The organism is Bradyrhizobium manausense, assembly GCF_001440035.1.
Lineage (GTDB): Bacteria > Pseudomonadota > Alphaproteobacteria > Rhizobiales > Xanthobacteraceae > Bradyrhizobium > Bradyrhizobium manausense.
This window is the reverse complement of record NZ_LJYG01000112.1, coordinates 206,299-222,143: the sequence shown is the minus strand read 5'-3', so window position 1 is coordinate 222,143 and position 15,845 is coordinate 206,299. Positions and strand designations below refer to the sequence as shown.

At 65.1% G+C, this 15,845-nt stretch carries 19 protein-coding genes and 2 pseudogenes; 7 read left to right on the top strand and 14 right to left on the bottom strand.

All coding sequences use genetic code 11. The features are described from left to right. Nucleotides 1-91: 91 nt before the first annotated feature. Both AOQ71_RS37620 and AOQ71_RS37615 read left to right on the top strand, forming a co-directional pair. Entirely contained in the window at nucleotides 92-1,126 is a 1,035-nt protein-coding gene (locus AOQ71_RS37620; protein ID WP_057759034.1) for an NADP-dependent oxidoreductase, read from the top strand. 194 nt (nucleotides 1,127-1,320) lie between these two features. Continuing rightward, complete coding sequence (locus tag AOQ71_RS37615; protein WP_057758120.1) at nucleotides 1,321-1,620, top strand: hypothetical protein; 300 nt, start codon at nucleotides 1,321-1,323, stop codon at nucleotides 1,618-1,620. A 9-nt stretch (nucleotides 1,621-1,629) separates the two neighbouring features. Here the strand turns inward: AOQ71_RS37615 and AOQ71_RS37610 are convergent, their stop codons facing one another. The 10 genes from AOQ71_RS37610 to AOQ71_RS37565 form a co-directional block, all read right to left on the bottom strand. Beyond that, nucleotides 1,630-2,694, bottom strand: coding sequence for a LacI family DNA-binding transcriptional regulator (locus AOQ71_RS37610; protein WP_057759032.1), 1,065 nt, complete (start codon nucleotides 2,692-2,694; stop codon nucleotides 1,630-1,632). 41 nt (nucleotides 2,695-2,735) lie between these two features. Continuing rightward, nucleotides 2,736-3,761 carry a succinylglutamate desuccinylase/aspartoacylase family protein gene (locus tag AOQ71_RS37605; RefSeq protein ID WP_057758118.1) on the bottom strand — a complete coding sequence of 342 codons (1,026 nt, stop codon included), beginning with the start codon at nucleotides 3,759-3,761 and terminating at the stop codon, nucleotides 2,736-2,738. Nucleotides 3,762-3,820: 59 nt separating this feature from the next. Further along, a complete protein-coding gene (locus tag AOQ71_RS37600; protein ID WP_057758116.1) occupies nucleotides 3,821-4,165 on the bottom strand; it encodes a RidA family protein in 345 nt (114 codons plus the stop codon). Nucleotides 4,166-4,217: 52 nt separating this feature from the next. After that, complete coding sequence (locus AOQ71_RS37595) at nucleotides 4,218-5,015, bottom strand: transporter substrate-binding domain-containing protein (RefSeq protein ID WP_057758114.1); 798 nt, start codon at nucleotides 5,013-5,015, stop codon at nucleotides 4,218-4,220. 47 nt (nucleotides 5,016-5,062) lie between these two features. After that, the gene (locus AOQ71_RS37590) at nucleotides 5,063-5,791 is read right to left on the bottom strand and encodes an amino acid ABC transporter ATP-binding protein (RefSeq protein WP_057758111.1); all 729 of its coding nucleotides are present in this window, start codon (nucleotides 5,789-5,791) and stop codon (nucleotides 5,063-5,065) included. Further along, the gene (locus AOQ71_RS37585; RefSeq protein WP_057758109.1) at nucleotides 5,778-6,428 is read right to left on the bottom strand and encodes an amino acid ABC transporter permease; all 651 of its coding nucleotides are present in this window, start codon (nucleotides 6,426-6,428) and stop codon (nucleotides 5,778-5,780) included. Before AOQ71_RS37585 ends, AOQ71_RS37590 begins: the two co-directional genes overlap by 14 nt. A 10-nt stretch (nucleotides 6,429-6,438) precedes the next feature. Then, nucleotides 6,439-7,098 (bottom strand): amino acid ABC transporter permease, encoded by a 660-nt coding sequence (locus tag AOQ71_RS37580; RefSeq protein WP_057758107.1) that lies wholly within the window; start codon nucleotides 7,096-7,098, stop codon nucleotides 6,439-6,441. A gap of 10 nt (nucleotides 7,099-7,108) precedes the next feature. Beyond that, nucleotides 7,109-8,404, bottom strand: a complete 1,296-nt coding sequence (locus AOQ71_RS37575) for an amino acid deaminase (RefSeq protein ID WP_057758105.1) — start codon at nucleotides 8,402-8,404, stop codon at nucleotides 7,109-7,111. Nucleotides 8,405-8,542: 138 nt separating this feature from the next. Next, nucleotides 8,543-9,391: a metallophosphoesterase family protein gene (locus AOQ71_RS37570; protein WP_057758103.1), complete on the bottom strand. Its 849-nt coding sequence runs from the start codon at nucleotides 9,389-9,391 to the stop codon at nucleotides 8,543-8,545. A gap of 68 nt (nucleotides 9,392-9,459) precedes the next feature. Then, nucleotides 9,460-10,077: a hypothetical protein gene (locus AOQ71_RS37565; RefSeq protein WP_057758101.1), complete on the bottom strand. Its 618-nt coding sequence runs from the start codon at nucleotides 10,075-10,077 to the stop codon at nucleotides 9,460-9,462. Nucleotides 10,078-10,235: 158 nt separating this feature from the next. Between AOQ71_RS37565 and AOQ71_RS37560 the strand changes: the two genes are divergently transcribed. The 3 genes and pseudogenes from AOQ71_RS37560 to AOQ71_RS37555 all read left to right on the top strand — a co-directional run. Further along, complete coding sequence (locus AOQ71_RS37560; RefSeq protein ID WP_057758099.1) at nucleotides 10,236-10,658, top strand: MAPEG family protein; 423 nt, start codon at nucleotides 10,236-10,238, stop codon at nucleotides 10,656-10,658. A 34-nt stretch (nucleotides 10,659-10,692) separates the two neighbouring features. Beyond that, nucleotides 10,693-11,052: pseudogene (locus AOQ71_RS49260) on the top strand (MFS transporter); the annotation flags it as partial. A 1-nt stretch (nucleotide 11,053) separates the two neighbouring features. Next, on the top strand, nucleotides 11,054-11,994 hold a 941-nt coding region (locus AOQ71_RS37555), incomplete at its 5' end, for an RsmB/NOP family class I SAM-dependent RNA methyltransferase (protein WP_245317360.1). Nucleotides 11,995-12,204: 210 nt separating this feature from the next. Here AOQ71_RS37555 and AOQ71_RS37550 read toward each other — a convergent pair. From AOQ71_RS37550 to AOQ71_RS37545, 3 genes and pseudogenes are all read right to left on the bottom strand, one after another. Continuing rightward, nucleotides 12,205-12,414: a cold-shock protein gene (locus AOQ71_RS37550; RefSeq protein ID WP_027532363.1), complete on the bottom strand. Its 210-nt coding sequence runs from the start codon at nucleotides 12,412-12,414 to the stop codon at nucleotides 12,205-12,207. A 258-nt stretch (nucleotides 12,415-12,672) separates the two neighbouring features. Beyond that, nucleotides 12,673-12,756, bottom strand: a pseudogene (locus AOQ71_RS50495) (DHCW motif cupin fold protein); the annotation flags it as partial. Between the two features lie 103 nt (nucleotides 12,757-12,859). Next, nucleotides 12,860-13,231 carry a nuclear transport factor 2 family protein gene (locus AOQ71_RS37545; RefSeq protein ID WP_057758095.1) on the bottom strand — a complete coding sequence of 124 codons (372 nt, stop codon included), beginning with the start codon at nucleotides 13,229-13,231 and terminating at the stop codon, nucleotides 12,860-12,862. Nucleotides 13,232-13,380: 149 nt separating this feature from the next. Between AOQ71_RS37545 and guaA the strand changes: the two genes are divergently transcribed. Both guaA and AOQ71_RS37535 read left to right on the top strand, forming a co-directional pair. Then, nucleotides 13,381-14,979: a glutamine-hydrolyzing GMP synthase gene (gene guaA, locus AOQ71_RS37540; RefSeq protein ID WP_057759030.1), complete on the top strand. Its 1,599-nt coding sequence runs from the start codon at nucleotides 13,381-13,383 to the stop codon at nucleotides 14,977-14,979. Between the two features lie 31 nt (nucleotides 14,980-15,010). Next, on the top strand, nucleotides 15,011-15,352 hold the full coding sequence (locus tag AOQ71_RS37535) for a type II toxin-antitoxin system VapC family toxin (RefSeq protein WP_347336729.1): 342 nt from the start codon (nucleotides 15,011-15,013) through the stop codon (nucleotides 15,350-15,352). 47 nt (nucleotides 15,353-15,399) lie between these two features. Here AOQ71_RS37535 and AOQ71_RS37530 read toward each other — a convergent pair whose 3' ends face one another. Further along, nucleotides 15,400-15,792, bottom strand: a complete 393-nt coding sequence (locus AOQ71_RS37530) for a VOC family protein (RefSeq protein ID WP_057758091.1) — start codon at nucleotides 15,790-15,792, stop codon at nucleotides 15,400-15,402. Between the last annotated feature and the right edge of the window lie 53 nt (nucleotides 15,793-15,845).

The following is a 15,845-nucleotide window of genomic DNA, read 5'->3' as shown; positions in this document are numbered from 1 at the left end:
GCTTCGCTCCATCCGGGCTACGCGGCGCTTTTGTGTTGACGCGGCTGGATTGCTTCGCTTCGCTCGCAATGACAGAAAATTGGAGGAAGCCATGTCCCAAGGTCAAGATAGCGCCAAACGCATCGTTCTCGCCGCGCGTCCCGTCGGTGAACCAAAGCCGTCCGATTTCCGCATCGAGGAATTCGCAGTGCCAACGCCCGGCGCTGGCGAGGTTCTGCTGCGCACGATCTGGCTGTCGCTCGATCCCTATATGCGCGGGCGCATGAGCGATGGTCCGTCCTACGCCGCGCCGGTGCCGGTCGGCGGCGTGATGGAAGGCGAGGCGGTGAGCGAAGTCGCAGCCTCCAACAATCCTGATTTTGCGGTAGGCGATATCGTGCGCGCACGCACCGGCTGGCAGTCGCATGCGATCTCGAACGGCAAGGGCCTCATCAAGGTCGATCCCAGGCTCGGCCCGATCTCGACCTCGATCGGTGTGCTCGGCATGCCCGGCATGACCGCATACACCGGCCTGCTCGACATCGGCAAGCCGCAAGCCGGCGAGACCGTCGTCGTCGCCGGAGCGTCAGGCGCAGTCGGCTCCGCCGTCGGCCAGATCGCGAAGATCAAGGGCGCGCGTGCGGTCGGCATCGCCGGCGGCAAGGACAAGTGCGACTACGTGGTGAAGGAACTCGGCTTCGATGCCTGCATCGATCACCGCGATCCCGATCTGGCGGCGAAGCTGAAGGACGCGTGCCCTGATGGCATCGACGTCTATTTCGAGAATGTCGGCGGCGCCGTGTTCGAGGCGGTGTTCCCGCTGCTCAATCCGTTCGCGCGGGTGCCGGTCTGCGGCCTGATCGCGCATTACAACGACACCGAAGCCAAGCCGCCGAAATGGGCCGCATCGCTGATGCGCGCGACGCTGACCAAGCGGCTGACCTTCCGTGGCTTCATCGTCTCCGATTTCGCCTCGCGCCATGGCGACTTCCTGCGCGACATGTCCGGGTGGGTCCGTGATGGCAAGGTGAAGTACAAGGAATTCGTCACCGAGGGCCTGGAGAGCGCTCCCGGCGCCTTCATCGGGCTCCTGAAGGGTGCCAATTTCGGCAAGCAGCTGGTCCGGGTCGGGCCGGACAAGGCCTAAAGCCTGGGCTTTTGGCGTCTCCAGGAGGCTTGGAGTGTCCTGGAGTTGCGCTGCCGCCACACGCCAGACATTGATGGTTAACGAATAGTTACCGATCGGCCACACCTGCCCGTAAAAGTCGCAAGCGGTGACCGAGGGTTCATTGACGCCGGGGTGAAGCCCATTGAATCATCGCGCATATTTAGGGTGTTGCGATGTTAGAGATCGGTATTTTCTGCGTAATCCTGCTGGCTGCCGGGTATTGGGCGGCCATGTATGTCATGGGCCGCCATGACGACGTCATCCACGGCAAGTTCGTGCACAGCGAGGACGAGGGCGACTTCGCCGCTCCCGTCATGCCGACACCTCCGCCGCGCTTTGCCGGCCCGCCAGTCAAGGCAGCCCAGCCAACCAAAATCGTGCAGGCCAATGATCCGACGGCCAAGCCAGTGAGCAGCGATGCGCTGCAGTCGTTGCTGGCTGCGATCCAGCAGGATCTCAAGAGCGTCGCCTGAGCTGCCCGCTCAGACGCTGCCGCGTTCAATCAGGAACAGATCGACGGCCAGCTGCTGCGCGCCGCGCGGCGTGCCTGATAGCCGTGCCAGTAGCAGTTCGCCCGCGATACGACCCACTGCCCCGGCATCGAACGAGATGGTGGTGAGTCCCGGCGTAATCTGATCGGCAACGTCGTTGTCGCCGAAGCCGAGCACGGCGAGATCGCGCGGCACCGACAGCCCGCGGGCGCGGGCCTCGATCAGCGCGCCGGTTGCGAGCAGATCGTTGGCGCAGAACACGGCATCGATGCGGTCGCCGCGCTCGAGCAGGGCGGTGAACGCGGCGCGGCCGTCGACGAGCCCGGTGATTTCACCGACGCTGATCTCGTGCACAACAGTGAGCCCCAGCTGCGCCGCCGCTGCGCGAAATCCGTCGCGGCGCAGCGCGCCACGGCCGCTGCTGCGGCCGATGAAGGCGACGCGGCGGTGCCCGGCGGTCGCCAGCCTGCGCGCCGCCATCGCGCCGGCATCGGCATTGGGCAGGCCGACCAGCATGTCGATTGGATCGCGCGGATGGGCCCAGGTCTCGATCACGGGAATGCCGAGTTCGGCAAGTGCGGCACGATTCTCCTCGAGCTCGATCACGCCCGTGAACATCACCGCCGCGGGCCTGATGCCGCGCAGCGACTGGATCATCGCAACCTCCTTGGCATAGGAGTAGGAGGTCTGGCCGACCAGCACTTCAAAACCCTCGGGCTCGAGCGTTGCGGCGAAGCTGCGCACGGCAAGGCCGAACTGCTGGCTGAGGATGTTGGAGACAAAGGCGACGACCACGTTGGAGCGGCCCGAGCGCAGCGCGCGCGCATGCGGGTTGGAGGCATAGCCGGTCGCTTCGATCACTTCGAGGATGCGCTCGCGCGTCTCGCGATTGACCTTTTCGGGGTGGCGCAGCACGCGCGACACCGTGATCGGCGACACGCCTGCGCGCTCCGCGACCTCCTCGATGCGCGGCGGCCGCCCGGTCGCATTGCTGCGGCCGGGCGGCGCCGGAATGCGCACCACGTCGTCATAGCTCGGCTTGGCCGGATCGGTCATCGGTTCCAAAGGTTAGTCGAAGTCGGTGGTCTCTCCAAAGCTCAGCGCGTCACCTCATCGCGAGAGAGTGCGCGGCCGACCTGGACCAGGCAGTCGCCGCTCTGGCTGTCGGTGTGCAGGCGCTGCGAGATGACGATCCCGTCGGCAGGGAAGCGCAGCACCTCTTCCGCCAGCTCCGGCCGCTCGAAATCATGGTACCAGCCGGCGATGTCGCCGGCCTTGACCCGCGCGCCGACGGTGACGGCCGGCTCGAACCAGCCGCGGCGTGTCGCGAACACCGCCTGGGCATGGCTTTGCAGCGCCAGCAATTCGGTGTCGCGCTCGACCGGCGCGTGCGGTCCGAGCACAGGTGCCTGAACCAGGCCAAGCGCGAGCAGGAGGCGGTCGACGGCGCGCGCGGTCAGCGCCATCGTCTGCGGCGTGACGGTGCCGCCGCCGCCGAATTCACCCGACAGGCCGATCGCGCCGGCACGCGCCGCAGCGGCCATCGAGGTCGGTGCAGCGGCGCCGTTCTCAGCGACGAAGGCGAAGGGCATGCCAAGCCCTTCCATCAGGCGCAGCGCATGGCCGAACATCTCGGGCGGCCCCTGCCGCTCGATCAGTGCGCAGGGCACATGCGCCATCGACGTGCCGCCGGAATGGATGTCGAAGACGACATCATGGCGCGGAAACAGCTCGTGCTCGAGGAAATGCGCGAGGCGAAACGTGGGGGTGCCCCCGGCATCGCCGGGGAAGGCGCGATTGAGATTGCCCTCGTCGAGCGGCGAGCGGCGGCGCGCCGCCATCACCGCCGGCAGATTGGCGAACGGAAGAATGGTGATCTCGCCCTTGACGGCCGTAACATCGAGCCGGCGATACAGCCGCGTCAGCGTGATCTCGCCCTCATATTCGTCACCATGATTGCCGGCCATCAGCAGCAGCTTTGGGCCGGCACCGTTCTTGATCCGGAAGATCGGAATCTTGAGCTGGAAGTAGGGCGAGCGATCGATCGAGAAGGGAATGCCGAGATGGCCCGACCATTTCTGGTCCTTCTCGAAATCGATCTCGTGGAAAAGTCCGGTATGCATGGGAGGCCTCATGGCCGCGTTGTCGCCGACGCCGGCCGAAGGGTGGAAAGGGGCAGCCGTTACAGCAACGCGACCGCAGTCATCTCGACGCGCAGATCGGGATCGGCCAGGCGGGCTTCGACGCAGGCACGCGCCGGCGGATTGGCCGGATCGATCCAGGCGTCGTAGACCGAGTTCATGGTCTCGAAGTCGGTGATGTGAGGCAGGAACACGTTGACCGCGATCAGCCTGGAGCGGTTGGAGCCGGCTTCCTTCAGCAACGCGTCGATCTTGGCGAGCACCTGCTGCGTCTGCGACACGATGCCCGCCTTGCGGTCATCGGCGACTTGGCCTGCGATGTGCACCATGCCGCCCGCCGCGACGGCCTGACTCATGCGCGAGCCGACGACATAACGTTTGATCATCTCGAATTCTCCTACGGGCGGCTCCCGCAGAATCGCGGGAGCCGATCTGAACTTACAGCGTCGGCAGCGTCTGCTCTTCCTTGAACCATTTCAATTGCAGCGCGCCGAGCTTGCCATTGAGCTTGTTGGTGAAGATATCCGTGTTGATCCAGTTGAGCAGATTTTGCTCGCCCTGGCGCACGCCGACATGGGCGGGCGACTGGCGGATCAGGAATTTGAGCTCGATCTCCTTGGTCGGGTTCTGCTCCTGCGCCTTGATCGCGATGGCGCTGTTCTCGGCGAAGGTGTCGGCCTGTCCCGCCAGGAACGCGGCGAGTGCGGCCGGCGTATCCTCGAAGCGCACCAGCTTCACCTTCGGCGCATTGTCGGTCAGCCAGACGTCGAGCGTCGTGCCCTTGGCGACCGCGACGGTGCGCCCCTCCAGATTGTCGGGTTTCTTTCCGGTGGCAGCGGGAATCGATTTCGCACCGTAGACGCCGAGATTCACCACCGCGTAGGGCTGCGAGAACATCACCTGCTGGGCGCGCTCCGGCGTGGCGCCGAGGCCCGCGATGAGGATGTCGATCTTGTCGGACAACAGGCTCGGAATGCGCGCCGGGCCCGTCACCGGGACGAGCTCCAGCTTCACGCCCATGTCGGTCGCGATCAGCTTGGCGAGATCGGCATCGAGACCTGCGATCTCGCCCTTGTCGTCCTTGAAGCCCCAGGGAGCGGCATCGGTGAGGATACCGACGCGAAGCTTGCCCGCGCCGAGCACGTCCTGGAGCTTGTCGGCCTTGGCAAGGCTTGTCGCAGCGAGGACGGCAAGTGCCGCTGCAGCGACCGTGAGGAGGGACTTCCGCTTTCTCATGACTTTCTCCTGGTGACGGCACGATGGCCGGATTGGTGGGACGACGTTCATTTCGCCGAAGCGATGAAGCTTGCGAGCTCCGGTGTTTCAGGGTTGGCGAACAGCTTGGCCGGCGGGCCCTGCTCCCAGACGCGGCCCTGATGCATGAAGACGATGCGGTTGGCGACGTTGCGGGCAAAGCCCATCTCATGGGTGACGAGGATCATGGTCATGCCTTGCTTGGCCATCGCCTCCATCACCTTCAGCACTTCGCCGACGAGCTCGGGATCGAGCGCGGAGGTCACCTCGTCGAACAGCATGAGGTGAGGGGCCATGGCCAGGCACCGCGCAATCGCGACGCGCTGCTGCTGGCCGCCAGAGAGCTGCTCCGGCCAGGCGTCGATCTTGTCGGCGAGGCCGACGCGGGTCAGCACGTCCTCGGCGAGTGCGCGGGCCTTCGACTTGTCGATACGGCCGGTGAGCAGCGGGGCGAGCGTAATGTTGCGCTCGACCTTCAGATGCGGAAACAAATTGAAGGCCTGGAATGCGATGCCGACGCGCTGACGGAATTTCTTAAGGTCCGGCATCTTGGCGTGGACCTGTTGGCCCTCGACGCGGATCTCGCCAGAATCGACGCTCTCCAGCGCGTTGATGCAGCGGAGCAGTGTCGACTTGCCCGAGCCCGAGCGGCCGATAATGGTGACGATCTCGCCTTCCTCGACGTCGAGCGAGACGCCCTTGAGCACCTCGGTCTTGCCGAATGTCTTGCGCACGTCGCGAATTTCAACGAGAGCCATCGAGGCGGGCCTCCAGGGAGCGGGACCAGAGCGTGAGCGGCAGGCACAGCGCGAAATAGATCGCAGCGACCAGCGCATAGGTGAGCAGCGGTTGGAACGTCGCCGCGCTCACCACTTGCCCGGCGCGGGCGAGCTCGACGAAGCCGAGGATCGAGGCGAGCGAGGTGCCTTTGATCAGCTGCACCAGGAAGCCGACGGTCGGCGGCAGCGACAGGCGCAGCGCCTGCGGCGCGACGATGTGGCGGAATTGCTGCCAGGCGGAGAGGCCGAGGCAGGCACCGGCCTCCCACTGCGCCTGCTTCACGGCCTCGAGCCCGCCGCGCCAGATCTCGCCGAGGAAGGCGGCGGTGTAGAGCGTGTAGGCGACGGTGACCGCGATGATCGCGGGCACCTGGATGCCGAGGAAGACGGGCATGCCGAAATAGAAGAAGAACAACAGCCCGAGCAGCGGCACGCTCTGGATGGTCTGGATCAGCGCCGCCATCGCCCAGCGCAGGCCCTTGAAGCGGCTGATGCGACCCATTGCGAGGCCGAGCGCCACCGGCGCGCCGAAGGTGAGCGCGAGCACGACCAGCGCGACGGTCCAGCGCAGGGCCGAAAACAGCGAGACGAAGTCGATGAGGGTGAAGGATCGCATCGCCTGTCCCTCAGCGCCGTCGCGGCCAGCGGAAGGCGGCCGCCGCGATGATCGCGAACAGCGCCTTGAATGCCATGGCCATCCCGAAATAGACCACGCAGATCACCGCGTAGACCTCGAAACTGCGATAGGTGCGGCTCTCGATGAAGCCGGCGACATGAAACAGCTCGTCGGCCGCGACCTGTGAGGCGAGCGAGGTGCCGAGCAGCAGCAGCACGAACTGGCTGGTCACGGCCGGATAGGCATTGCGCAGCGCCGGCGGCAGCACGATGTGACGGAACACCTGCCAGCCTGACAACCCCAAGCATTGCCCGGCCTCAACCTGGCTGGGCGGAATGGAATCGAGCCCCGCGCGGATGATCTCGACCGAATAGGCGCCGAAATACAGCGACAGCGCGACCGCAGCGGATTCGAACGCCGGCAGCTTCAGGCCGAAACTCGGCAGCACGAAAAAGATGATGAAGATCTGGATCAGCGAGGGCGTGTTGCGGAACAATTCGATGTAGCCTCGCACCATCAAACGCAGCGGCGTAAGGCGCCCCTTCAGCGCGACCGCGCCGGCAACGCCGATCAGGAGCCCGCACAACGCCGAGATCACCGTCAGCTCGAGCGTGACGATGGCCCCGTCGATGAGCTGGTTCTGATAGCGCCAGAGCGGCAGGAAATTCATCGTAGCGCTCTCAGCCGAACTGGGTGGGAAGGGCGCGCCTCACGACGCCGTCGGCATCGAGGCCGAAGATCACGCGCCAGCGGTCGAGACAGGTGCAGGGATGCGAGATGCCGAAGGCGATGATATCGCCCACTGCGAGCGGGGTGTCGGGCGCAACGTTCAGGAAGGCGTGCTGGTCGTTGAGACGCGTGACCGACAGGCGCCCGGCGAGCCCATCCTGTTCGACACCGTCGCGAAAGACGCGCAGGGGAACCGGCAATCCCTGGTCGAAGGAAGCATCGCGCATGCCGAAGCCTGCGATCGCCAGTCCGGCTTCGGGGCGCGACAGCACTTCGGCCCACAGCGTCAGCGCCGGGCGAAAGCTTTGCGCCGCCGAGTGATGCGTACCGTCGATGAGGAGACCACCGCGCCGGTCGAGCGCGGTGAAGGCGCGGGCATAGATGCCGTGATCGGCAAAGAACAGCGCGCCGGAGCGCAGCACGATGGTGGCGTTGCCATCGGCCTGCGCGCCAGGTGCGAGCGCGCGGGCCACGATATCGAAATAGGCGGAGCCTCCGGCACTGAGGATCAGCGGCAGGCGAGGCGCAGCGGCGCGCACCATGGTGAAGGCCTCGACGGTGCACCCCATCAGCGCTGCAATCGCGCGCAGGGTCTCGTCGGCGTCGGCCGTTGCGACCGCACCTTCGTAAGCGGCAACGCCGCCAAGTGTGAGGCGATCGGCGGCCAGCACCGCGGCCATCGTCGCCTCGATTGCGGCGCGATCGCGCGCGCCGGCGCGGCCTGCGCCGAGCTCGATCAGCACGGACAGCTCGCGCCTATCGGCAACACGCGCCGCCTCGGCCAGCGTTGCGACCGCCTCAGGTGAATCCGCAAAGGCATGAAGCTCGACATTGGGATAGGCGCTCAGCAGCGCGCCGAGCCGCCGGCCGGCCGCAAGTCCGCCGATCTCGTTGGCCAGCAGAATACGCCGCTCGCCATGGCTGAGCAGCACAGCGGCCTGCTGGATGTTCGCAACAGTCGTGCCCCAGGCGCCGGCCTCGCGCAGCGAGCGCGCAAGCTCTGGGGACATCGGCGTCTTGGCGTGCGGGGCAACGACAACGCCGCTGCTCCTGCACCAACGCAGGAAGAGGTCGCGATTGGCGGCGAATGCGGTCTCATCGAGGGTGAGGGCGGGCAGCGCGAGATCTCCGCGTGAAGGTCGCCAGCCCCGGGTGCCGATGTCGTCGGTGGCAATGCCATCAACAAGCGGAATGCCTCGCGTCGTCGCGGACAGGCGCTCGTTATCCCACCGGGCCAAGAACTGCATCGGTCGCTCCCTCGCGCGGCTCAAGGCCGCCGAGAGGACGATATGAGGGAATGACAACGTTGTCATCTGACAAAAATGAGCATTCGGAGGTCAAATTTGGTGCGATAGGGTATTGGGGTAAGGAAAAGTGCCTGCCGGCTAAGCGAGGTCCTCGCCGCCCATCTGGGCGAGGACCTCGTCAATATCGATATCGACCTGGTCCGGCGCGCGGATGTGGCGGACTTCAAAACCGTCTGACGCGAAGCGGTACTCGACGAGGCCGGTCTCCTTGATCGCGATCCGGTCCTGGCGTGAATCGTTGATCTTGAAGCCGACCGATGGCGCCCAGACGTGCCTGATATGGCGGAATGTGAAGTCGCGGCGCTGGTGCACATGACCGCTGGCGATCAAGCGGAGATCGACGCGCGCGAACATGTCGATCAGCTGCGCGCGCGCCGGCTGCGGCACGTAGCGGATCGAGGTGTCCGGAAGCTCAGGATCTTCGGGCAGGCTGAGAAACAGCGGCTTGTGGATGAACAGCGCGGCCGGCCTGCCGTTGACACCAGCGATCTCCGAAGCGAGCCAGTCGAACTGCTCGGCCTCGAACGCGAGCCCTGAATTCATCACCAGCGAGTTGAGGCCAATGAAGCGCCAGCCGGCGGCTTCGAACGACCAATGGTCCTCGCCGATGATGTCGCGGAATTGCTGGCGCTGCGCCTCGCTGACCGGCGGCTTCGGCGCCGGCCCGAGCGCGGTCGGGTTGTCGCCGATATCGTGATTGCCGGGGATGTAGCGACAGTCGACGGGCAGGGCGGCGTGCAGGCTCTTCGCGAATTCGACATCGTCGCGGCTGCTCGGCCCGTCGAACGATACATCGCCGGTGTTGATGACGAGATCGGGCCGGCTTGCATCGATGTGCTCGCTGACCGCCTGGAAATTCGCGATCAGGCCGGGAAAGCGGCGGCCGAGATGCGTGTCGGAAATCTGCGTGATGCGAAATTCGGACATGGGAGAACTATCGCGCGGCCAAACGTCGGAACGGTGACATCAGCGCAAAATCCGTGATGAAACAAAGTTTAAAGCACGCGATAACGGATCGAGTAGGCATCCTGCTGCGCGATGCCGCTTGCGAGCGTCGAGGCGATGCGGTCGGCGAAATGCCAGGGCCCGAACTGCTCGGTGCGATGCGGCTCGGCGGGCAGGCGCAGGCGGAACTCGAACGTGCCCTTGCCCGGCAGGTTCACCACCAGCATGCGGTCGGCGGTGCGATGGGTGAGGACGACCGCGCCGCGCAGCACCGCGCGTCCATCGGTGAGGTCGTTGACGCCGTCGACCAGCGCGAGAGTCTGGTTGCGGTCGGTGTGCAGCTCGATCTGGGTGTCGCCGGATACGGCCGTCAGGATTTCGCGCGGCATCCGGATCTCGAACTCCACCGCCGGCTTGGACGGGTTGAGGCCGAGAAAAGCGAGCGCGGCGTGACGCATGTCGAAGGCAACGAACGCGAGCAGGGCTGCTGCCGCGAGCATCGCCAGTCCGTGCCTGACGACATCGCGCCAGGTGCGGTAGGCGAGGCGGAAATAGACCGTCATCGCCAGCGCGACGGCGAGCGCCGCCGCGACGCCTGAGAGCGCCGACATCCAGATGCCGAGCTGGGCGTCGGCGGAGTCGGTCCAAAGGCTGGACAGGATGTTCATGGCGGCTCGCCTCGAGGGCCCGCAATGGGGCAAAATCGCTTTAACAATCGGCGGTTGGTCGCGGAATCGGGAACGCCGGTTCAACTCCCTCATTGTCAGCGCGAGAAGTCGCGGCTAATGACGGTCCGCGGCATGCCGCGATCGACGGGAAAGTTCCGATGTCAGTTCAAATGGTCCTGCTGCCTGTTTTCGTGCAGATCGGGCTCACTTTCGCGCTGCTGATCGGCATGGTGTTCGGGCGCCGGAAGGCGCTGGTCTCGGGCGAGACCAAGATCCGCGACATCGCGCTGGGCGAGCCGAATTGGCCGAAGGGCGCCACCCAGATCGCCAATTGCTACCGCAACCAGTTCGAGCTGCCGGTGCTGTTCTACGCCCTGATCGCATTGGCGCTGCCGCTGCGCCATGCCGATCTCTTCATCGTGCTGATGTCCTGGGTGTTCGTGGTGAGCCGCTTTGCCCATGCCGGCGTATTCGTCACCTCGAACGATCTCGGCCGCCGCTCCACGGTCTGGCTCGCCGGCGTGCTCGTGCTGCTGGCGATGTGGATCTACTTCGCACTGAAAATCCTGTTGCTGATCTGACCCTTGCTGGTCCGATCTCACCTGAAAGATGCAAATGACTCCCGCTGCCCGGCTGTCCGCAGCCATCGAAGTGATCGACATCATCGAGAAGGACCGCGTGCCCGCGGCCAAGGCTTTAAAAGAGTGGGGCACCGCGCACCGCTTCGCCGGCTCCGGCGACCGCGCCGCCATTGCCGGCCTGGTCTGGGACGTGCTGCGCCGCTACGCGTCGAGCGCGTTCCTGATGGATTCCGACACCGCCCGTGCCCGCCTGATCGGCATGCTTCGCCTGGAGCGCAACATGGACACCGCCACCATGGCCGCGATGTTCGACGGCAGCCGGTTTGCGCCGGCGCCGCTGACGGACGCCGAGCAGGCGGCGCTCAGCCGTCGCTCCCTCAAGGATGCGCCCGCCNCGATCGTCGGCGACTATCCCGAATGGCTCGATTCCCATCTGGCAAAAGTGTTCGGCGGGGACCGCGCGGCGGAAGCGGTGGCGATGGCGAGCCGGGCGCCGCTGGACCTGCGCGTCAACACGCTAAAATCCAATCGCGACAAGGTGCTGAAGGCGCTTGCTCATCTTCATGCGAAACCGACGCCCTGGTCGCCAAACGGCCTGCGCATCGAGCTTTCGGCCGATGCGCGCAACCCCGGCATCCAGGCGGAAGAGGACTTCATCAAGGGCGGCATTGAAGTGCAGGATGAAGGATCGCAGCTTGCGGCGCTGTTCGCCGCGGCAAAGCCGGGCGAGCAGGTGATCGATCTCTGCGCCGGCGCCGGCGGCAAGACGCTGGCGCTCGCCGCGCTGATGCAGGGCAAGGGCCGGCTCATCGCCACGGACCGCGACAAGCGCCAGCTCGCGCCGATCCACGAGCGCCTGTCGCGCGCCGGCGTTCACAATGCCGACGTCCGCACGCCCAAGGGCGAGGCCGATCCGCTTCAAGACATCAGCGCCACCGCCGACCTCGTCGTCATCGACGCGCCCTGCACGGGAACCGGAACCTGGCGCCGCAACCCCGATGCCAAATGGCGCATGCGGCCGGGTGCGCTCGAGATCCGCCTGAAAGATCAGGCCGAGGTGCTCGCGCGGGCAGTTCCGCTGGTGAAGCAGGGTGGCCGCATCGCCTACATCACCTGCTCGGTGCTGACGGAAGAGAACGGCGAGCAGGTGAGGGCCTTCATCGCCGGCCATCCGGAGTTTGCAGTCGTGCCGCCGGAGCAGACCGCAAGCGTGCTCTGGGACAAGGCCGAGGCGTTTGCAGAGGCCGCGCTGCAATCGCCTGAGGGCTGGCTGATGACGCCAAGGCGCACCGGGACGGATGGGTTCTTCGTGTCGGTTCTTAAAAAGGTCTCGTAGGGTGGGCAAAGGCGCAACGCGCCGTGCCCACGTTTCTTTCTCCGATGACGAAAAATGCGTGGGCACGCTTCGCTTTGCCCACCCTACGGCACCGTGGGTGAGGCCGCGCTCCACCCCCGAACAAAAACCCCGCGAACCGGATCCCGGTCGCGGGGTTTCTTGTCTCAACACTCTGCCGGTACGTCCGTGGTCAGAGCGTCGGCGCGGCGACTAGCCGGCGCGGAGGTTGTCGGCCGAGGACTTGCCGCTGCGGCGGTCCGCGACGATGTCGAACGAAACCTTCTGGCCCTCGTTGAGGGTCGACAGGCCAGCGCGCTCGACGGCGCTGATGTGAACGAAGACGTCCTTTGCGCCGTCATCCGGCTGGATGAAGCCAAAGCCCTTTTGGTTGTTGAACCACTTCACGGTGCCCATTGCCATAGTCATTTCCTTTCAATTGACGATGCACTCAGGGGGACTGATGCGCGAATCTTCGCGCCCTTCGTCCCGATTGGTCGATTTTTGGAGAAATACCTGAAACGTGCTCGCCCATTGGAAATGAGGCGTCGCGGCCCAGTCGTTCGGCCAAGGATCGATGGTTCACAATCTAGCGAAATAATGGGGCCAGAGCAAGGCAGTGCCCGTGGACAGCGAGCCGCCAACGCTTTGCTATTTTGCGCTGCACACGGCGAGGTTCCGTCAATCCACGATGAAGAGCGTCGCGCCCACTGATGTCGACGTGCGGTGCGTGGCATCGCCGAAATCCGAGACCTGGTAGCCCATGTTGCCACGGTCTCCGTCATTGCGAGGAGTTCTTGCGACGAAGCAATCCTGACTGCTGCGGCGGAGGGATTCTGGATTGCTTCGCTGCGCTCGCAATGACGGGCTAATGCGGCAAATGGTTCGCCGATCCCTGCACGATCAGCCCCGCATCATTCACCCGTAAATACTCGCAGATCTTCTTGCCCCGCTCGTTCTGGTAAAACACCACCACGCTGTCCGGGCTGACGAACAAGTCGATCAGCGAGAAGTGGAGCTCCGGCAGCAGCCCCAGCGCCTTGCTCCAATACCTGCGCAACGCGTCCTTGCCGCGCACGGTGCCGCTGGCATCGAATCCCATCATGGGGATGCGGTCCGAGGTCATCACGGTGGCATCGTCATAGAGCGCGAGCACGCGCTCGAGATCGCGCGCGTTCCAGGCCTCGACCCAGGTGCGGCCGAGCGCGGCGAGCGTTGCTGGTTGATGAAATCTAGACATGGCGTTCTCCCCGATTGGCCCCCGCTTCGTGGTGGGGCAAATTAGGTCAATAATACTTACCTATATCCGTTTGTCCATGCCCAAAGAAGCATGTGGGCGCGCGCAGACGCGCGGTTGCGGGCCGGGGGCTCATCGCGTATTGGCTTGCCATGACAGCAGCACAGAACGACCGCTCCGCGTCGACGCCTTCGGTGGCCTCGGCGCACGACAAGATTCTCATCGTCGACTTCGGCAGCCAGGTGACGCAGCTGATCGCCCGTCGCGTGCGCGAGGACGGCGTCTATTGCGAGATCGTCCCGTTCAACAAGGCGGACGCCGCCTTCAAGGAGATGAAGCCGAAAGCGGTGATCCTCTCCGGCGGGCCGGAGTCGGTGCATGAGGCCGGCTCGCCCCGCGCCCCGCAAGCGATCTTCGCCTCCGGCGTGCCCGTGATGGGCATCTGCTATGGCCAGATGACCATGGCGGCCCAGCTCGGCGGCGAGGTGGAGGGCGGCCATCACCGCGAATTCGGCCGCGCCGATGTCGAGGTCAAGGCCGACAGCAAGCTGTTCGAGGACGTCTGGACTTCAGGCAGCAAGAACCAGGTCTGGATGAGCCATGGCGACCGCATCACCAAGATGCCGCCGGGCTTCTCCGTCGCCGGCACCTCGCCGAACGCGCCCTTCGCGATCATCCAGGACGAGACGCGCAAATATTACGGCCTGATGTTCCACCCCGAAGTGGTGCACACGCCCGACGGCGCCAAGCTGATCCGCAATTTCGTCCGCAAGATCGCCGGCCTCACCGGCGACTGGACCATGCGCGCCTTCCGCGAGGAGGAGATCGCAAAAATCCGCCAGCAGGTCGGCAAGGGCAAGGTGATCTGCGGCCTCTCCGGCGGCGTCGATTCCGCCGTTGCGGCCGTGCTGATCCACGAAGCCATCGGCGACCAGCTCACCTGCGTGTTCGTCGATCACGGCCTGCTGCGTCTTGACGAGGCCAAGACGGTGGTCGACCTGTTCCGCCACCACTACAATATCCCGCTCGTGCACGTGGACGCGTCCAAGCAGTTCTTGGGCGAGCTCGAAGGCGTCACCGATCCCGAAACCAAGCGCAAGACCATCGGCCGCCTCTTCATCGAGGTGTTCGAGCAGGAGGCCAAGAAAATCGGCGGCGCCGACTTCCTCGCGCAAGGTACGCTCTATCCCGACGTGATCGAGAGCGTCTCCTTCACCGGTGGCCCCTCGGTCACCATCAAGTCGCACCACAACGTCGGCGGTCTGCCCGAGCGCATGAACATGAAGCTCGTCGAGCCGCTGCGCGAGCTGTTCAAGGATGAGGTCCGCAAGTTAGGGCGCGAGCTCGGGCTGCCCGAAATCTTCGTCGGCCGCCACCCGTTCCCCGGGCCAGGCCTTGCCATCCGCTGCCCGGGCGAGATCACGAAGGACAAGCTCGACATCCTGCGCAAGGCCGATGCGGTCTACATCGACCAGATCCGCAAGCACGGCCTCTACGACGAGATCTGGCAGGCCTTTGCCGTGCTGCTCCCCGTCAAGACCGTCGGCGTCATGGGCGACGGCCGCACTTACGATTATGTCGTGGGCCTGCGCGCCGTCACCTCAACCGACGGCATGACCGCGGACTTCTACCCCTTCGACATGAAATTCCTGGGCGAGACCGCCACGCGCATCATCAACGAGGTGAAGGGCGTGAACCGCGTGGTGTACGACGTGACCAGCAAGCCGCCGGGCACGATTGAGTGGGAGTGAAGGGCTTAGCCTGGACGCGCAATCCGCCTCGTTGTTCTTGTCTGCCGTGACGATTGCGGAAGTCGAGGACGGAATTGCCAAGCTGCGGCGCGAGAAGGCCACGCGCAGGAGCAAGGACTTGGCGCAATGGCTTGATGCCGTGTTGCATCTCTATGGCGACCGAATTCTGCCGTTCGACACGGCGGCCGCGCGGCTCGCGGGAGAGTTATCTGACCGGGCTCGCGGGCAGGGGCATGCGCCCGGATTTGCCGTTATCATGATTGCCGCCACGGCGCGCCAGCACGCGCTGACGATCCTGTCGCGCAATGTCAGGCACTTCGAGCCGCTGGGCGTTCCTGTGCTCGATCCATTCAGTAAAATTCCATTACCCTGATCTGTACGCAAGTGGGCACTTGCGTCGGATGTGCGCCGCGCGGGCCTCTACGAACCAATCTCCTGCGCGATCTCCCACATATGGCCGGATGGGTCGGCAAAGGCGGCGGTGCGACGACCCCACGGGCGATCGATGGGGCCGTTGACCAGTTCCACGCCGCTTTGCCGGAGTCTCGCGCAGGCCGCATCGACATCGGCGACGCGAATGGTCATGAGCATGCGAGGCCCAGTGCTTGAAGGGGCCGGCACCACCGGCTGCACGAGCTGGGGGGCCTCCGTCGCCTGCAGCAGATTGACCATGACACCGCCGAGCCCGATCACGCTGCAGACGGCATCGGAATAGATCGGCCTCGCGTCGAACACGGCCTCGTAGAATGCCCTCGTGCGGGCGAGGTCGGCGACGAACAGGGTCACGCACTCCAGATTGTCCAAGCTGTTCATTTGAGGGGCCTTGGTTGACTGGTCGGTCTGTTGACGAGAGATGATAACGCATT

Excerpts from the sequence above, each read along its gene's own strand:
- AOQ71_RS37620 (WP_057759034.1), top strand. The coding sequence starts at position 92 with ATGTCCCAAGGTCAAGATAGCGCCAAACGCATCGTTCTCGCCGCGCGT.
- AOQ71_RS37615 (WP_057758120.1), top strand. The coding sequence starts at position 1,321 with ATGTTAGAGATCGGTATTTTCTGCGTAATCCTGCTGGCTGCCGGGTAT.
- AOQ71_RS37610 (WP_057759032.1), bottom strand. The coding sequence starts at position 2,694 with ATGACCGATCCGGCCAAGCCGAGCTATGACGACGTGGTGCGCATTCCG.
- AOQ71_RS37605 (WP_057758118.1), bottom strand. The coding sequence starts at position 3,761 with ATGCATACCGGACTTTTCCACGAGATCGATTTCGAGAAGGACCAGAAA.
- AOQ71_RS37600 (WP_057758116.1), bottom strand. The coding sequence starts at position 4,165 with ATGATCAAACGTTATGTCGTCGGCTCGCGCATGAGTCAGGCCGTCGCG.
- AOQ71_RS37595 (WP_057758114.1), bottom strand. The coding sequence starts at position 5,015 with ATGAGAAAGCGGAAGTCCCTCCTCACGGTCGCTGCAGCGGCACTTGCC.
- AOQ71_RS37590 (WP_057758111.1), bottom strand. The coding sequence starts at position 5,791 with ATGGCTCTCGTTGAAATTCGCGACGTGCGCAAGACATTCGGCAAGACC.
- AOQ71_RS37585 (WP_057758109.1), bottom strand. The coding sequence starts at position 6,428 with ATGCGATCCTTCACCCTCATCGACTTCGTCTCGCTGTTTTCGGCCCTG.
- AOQ71_RS37580 (WP_057758107.1), bottom strand. The coding sequence starts at position 7,098 with ATGAATTTCCTGCCGCTCTGGCGCTATCAGAACCAGCTCATCGACGGG.
- AOQ71_RS37575 (WP_057758105.1), bottom strand. The coding sequence starts at position 8,404 with ATGCAGTTCTTGGCCCGGTGGGATAACGAGCGCCTGTCCGCGACGACG.
- AOQ71_RS37570 (WP_057758103.1), bottom strand. The coding sequence starts at position 9,391 with ATGTCCGAATTTCGCATCACGCAGATTTCCGACACGCATCTCGGCCGC.
- AOQ71_RS37565 (WP_057758101.1), bottom strand. The coding sequence starts at position 10,077 with ATGAACATCCTGTCCAGCCTTTGGACCGACTCCGCCGACGCCCAGCTC.
- AOQ71_RS37560 (WP_057758099.1), top strand. The coding sequence starts at position 10,236 with ATGTCAGTTCAAATGGTCCTGCTGCCTGTTTTCGTGCAGATCGGGCTC.
- AOQ71_RS37550 (WP_027532363.1), bottom strand. The coding sequence starts at position 12,414 with ATGGCAATGGGCACCGTGAAGTGGTTCAACAACCAAAAGGGCTTTGGC.
- AOQ71_RS37545 (WP_057758095.1), bottom strand. The coding sequence starts at position 13,231 with ATGTCTAGATTTCATCAACCAGCAACGCTCGCCGCGCTCGGCCGCACC.
- guaA (WP_057759030.1), top strand. The coding sequence starts at position 13,381 with ATGACAGCAGCACAGAACGACCGCTCCGCGTCGACGCCTTCGGTGGCC.
- AOQ71_RS37530 (WP_057758091.1), bottom strand. The coding sequence starts at position 15,792 with ATGAACAGCTTGGACAATCTGGAGTGCGTGACCCTGTTCGTCGCCGAC.